We start from the raw sequence: 2,503 nt of genomic DNA on the forward strand, positions 1-2,503 counted from the left end.
GCCGCGGTTCGACGCCGCGTCGAGCTCGACGAGATCGCTGAAGCTGCCGCGCGCGATCGCGACGCAGTTCTCGCAGGTGCCGTCGGGCTCGCCCTCGGGCGTCGGGCTCAGGCAGTTGAGCGCCTTGGCGAGGATGCGCGCGGTCGTCGTCTTGCCCGTGCCGCGCGGACCCGAGAACAAGTAGGCGTGCCCGACCCGTCCCTCGCGCACCGCGTTGCGCAGCGCGGACGTGACGTGCTCCTGCCCGACGAGCTCGCCGAAGCGCTGCGGCCGGTACTTGCGATACAGCGACTGGAACGCCACGGGCCGAGGTTAGCGAGGGGTCACCAGCAGCTCACTTGTGTGGATTTCTTTCGCTATGTCGAAGAAATCCACACATTGAGACCCCTGCGCGCGGGGATTCGGCAGAGCGGTCGTGTCGTCCGGTCCGCATCGCCTCTGGCGATGCGGACCGTGCACCCGTCGTCGACCAGGCGCCGTGAGACGCGCAGCCCGCCGTCGGCTCAGGCCAGGCCACCCTGCGGCACACGGAAGGACCCGCTGAGAGCTGCTTCCTTCCGGACCTGACTCGGTTCACGGGATTCCGTTGCGCAGGACCCGACCCTCGACGTCGGCGTACGGGTCGCCTTCCTCACGTCGACCGTGGCCTCGGACGGGGATTCAGCCCCCCACACGTGGGTTTGGGGTACAGGGCACCACGAGCTCCCCGCCTAGCACGGTCCGCGTCGTGAGGGTACCAGTGCGTTCGTCCGCCGCGGTCCGGCCGGTCCACCGCGAACGCGCCGGTACGATGCGCGCTTCCGGGAGGGATGCGAGAGCGGCCGAATCGGCACGCTTGGAAAGCGTGTGTGGGGCAACCCACCGTGGGTTCGAATCCCACTCCCTCCGCACGGTCGTCGGTGATCCGACATCGCGACGCATCCGCGCCGGCGTTTCTCAGGTGCGGCGGAGGCGGGCGGGAGTACGGCGCGCAGCCGCGGGCGGCACGTTGTCGGGGACGGCGGCGATCGCGGCGCTCACGGTGGCCAGGGTGTCGAAGAAGGCTTGGAGCGTGTCGGCGTCGATGTCTCGCAGGGCGACGGCGATGACGTGCTGGACTTCTGGGAGCATCTTGTCGAGCACGGCCTGCGCGGCGGGTGTGATGTCGACGAGGACGCGGCGGCGATCGCTCGGATCGGCGAGGCGCTTGACGTAGCCGTTGCGTTCGAGGGTGTCGAGCACGCTTGTCATCGTCCCAGTCGTGATGTGCATCCGCGCGCTGACCTCGCCGGCGGGAAGGGGACCGCCCGCGCCCTCGATGACGGCCAGCGCGTTGAGGGCGGCGTGCGAGAGCCCGTGACGGCGGGCGACGCCGGCCACGAGCTCCTCGGCCTGGGCGCCGACGACCTCGAGCTGGCGGACCGCACGGGAAGCGAGCCACGACGACCCGGGGTACTCGCGCTCGAATGCGTCGGCCTCTGGTGGACGCGCCGGGGTGGCGCCCCGAAGCGGGACGCCACGTTTCCGGCGTGCAGCGGAGGCGCTCAGCTCAGGCCTCGACGGCGATCTCGATCCGAGGGGGCCCGGCCACGCCGGCGCGGCCCATGGCCTCGCGCAGATCGGTGCTGCCGGCGAACGCCTGGGCCTGCGCGACGGTCGGAAAGCGGTGCAAGACGAAGACGTCCCGCTTGTCGGCGGGATCGACCATCACCTCGGCGCCGGTGCAGCCGTGCTGCTGGCGGAGGCCTTCCACCGTCTCGTACACCGAGCGCCAGGCGCCGTAGTCCTCCACGCGGTGCCGGACGATCAACGTCGCTGCTGTTCCCATTGTCCACTCCCCCGTCCGCGGCCAGCATACCTTGCCAGCCAGATGATCGGTATCTAGATACTTGACCCCAAGTTGTTTGGTGTCAAGGAGTTTCTCGCGGGCGTTTCGATGTCGCTCCGAGCGTCGTGGGCAGTTCAGACACTCGGTCACCACCGCGACCATCCGGTCGAAGGCCTCCGGCGGGTTTGGAAGAGCCTGCATGCTCTCCGCTCCCATACGGGTGTGGCCCCCGTCAGCTCGTCGTGACGGACAGGTCCGGCGAGCGCGCGAGCGTCTGCAGGACGACGCAGTAGCGCTCCGTCGCCGCGACGAGCGCGTTGAGCTCCTCCGCGCTCGCGTCGGACACGAGGTCGAACGAGAGCCGGATCGAGCGGAACCCGACGGGCGCGTCGCGGTCGACACCGAGCGTGCCGCGGAAGTCGAGGTCGCCCTCCGCACGAACCGTGCCGCGCACGTCGAGCCCGCGGTTCGTCGCGACCGATCGCAGCGTGACGCCCGCGCACGCGACCAGCGCCTGCAGCAGCATGTCGCCCGAGCACGCGTGCGATCCGTCACCACCGGTCCCCGGATGCAGGCCCGCCTCGACGAGCGCGCGTCCCGTCTGCACCGAGCAGCTGACCTCGGTGTCGGCGAGCGACCCCTCCGCGCGCAACGTGACGAGCGCGGCGTCGGGCTCGGTGCGGTACTGGTCCTTCA

4 protein-coding genes, 1 tRNA gene and 1 other RNA gene are annotated in these 2,503 nt (G+C 70.4%); 1 reads left to right on the top strand and 5 read right to left on the bottom strand.

Annotation, left to right across the window (positions count from 1 at the left end; genetic code table 11):
- Both VJR25_RS06330 and ffs read right to left on the bottom strand, forming a co-directional pair.
- Positions 1 to 303, bottom strand: a 303-nt coding sequence (locus VJR25_RS06330) for an AAA family ATPase (protein ID WP_324113700.1), incomplete at its 3' end; no start/stop codon positions are given.
- Between the two features lie 148 nt (positions 304 to 451).
- Positions 452 to 719, bottom strand: an RNA gene (gene ffs / locus VJR25_RS06335) — signal recognition particle sRNA large type.
- An 84-nt stretch (positions 720 to 803) separates the two neighbouring features.
- Here ffs and VJR25_RS06340 point away from each other — a divergent pair.
- Positions 804 to 888 (top strand) — tRNA-Ser (locus tag VJR25_RS06340).
- Positions 889 to 936: 48 nt separating this feature from the next.
- On the opposite strand, the gene VJR25_RS06345 is transcribed toward VJR25_RS06340, so the two are convergent.
- The 3 genes from VJR25_RS06345 to VJR25_RS06355 form a co-directional block, all read right to left on the bottom strand.
- Positions 937 to 1,359, bottom strand: coding sequence for a MarR family transcriptional regulator (locus VJR25_RS06345; RefSeq protein WP_324113702.1), 423 nt, complete (start codon positions 1,357 to 1,359; stop codon positions 937 to 939).
- A gap of 169 nt (positions 1,360 to 1,528) precedes the next feature.
- Positions 1,529 to 2,008 carry a hypothetical protein gene (locus VJR25_RS06350; protein WP_324113705.1) on the bottom strand — a complete coding sequence of 160 codons (480 nt, stop codon included), beginning with the start codon at positions 2,006 to 2,008 and terminating at the stop codon, positions 1,529 to 1,531.
- A gap of 31 nt (positions 2,009 to 2,039) precedes the next feature.
- On the bottom strand, positions 2,040 to 2,503 hold a 464-nt coding region (locus tag VJR25_RS06355; protein WP_324113707.1), incomplete at its 5' end, for an OsmC family protein.

Source organism: Microbacterium sp. (genome assembly GCF_035277845.1).
Classification (GTDB): domain Bacteria; phylum Actinomycetota; class Actinomycetes; order Actinomycetales; family Microbacteriaceae; genus Microbacterium.

What these genes read in the sequence shown, in the direction of transcription:
- VJR25_RS06350 (WP_324113705.1), bottom strand. Translation starts at nt 2,008, where the DNA reads ATGCAGGCTCTTCCAAACCCGCCGGAGGCCTTCGACCGGATGGTCGCG.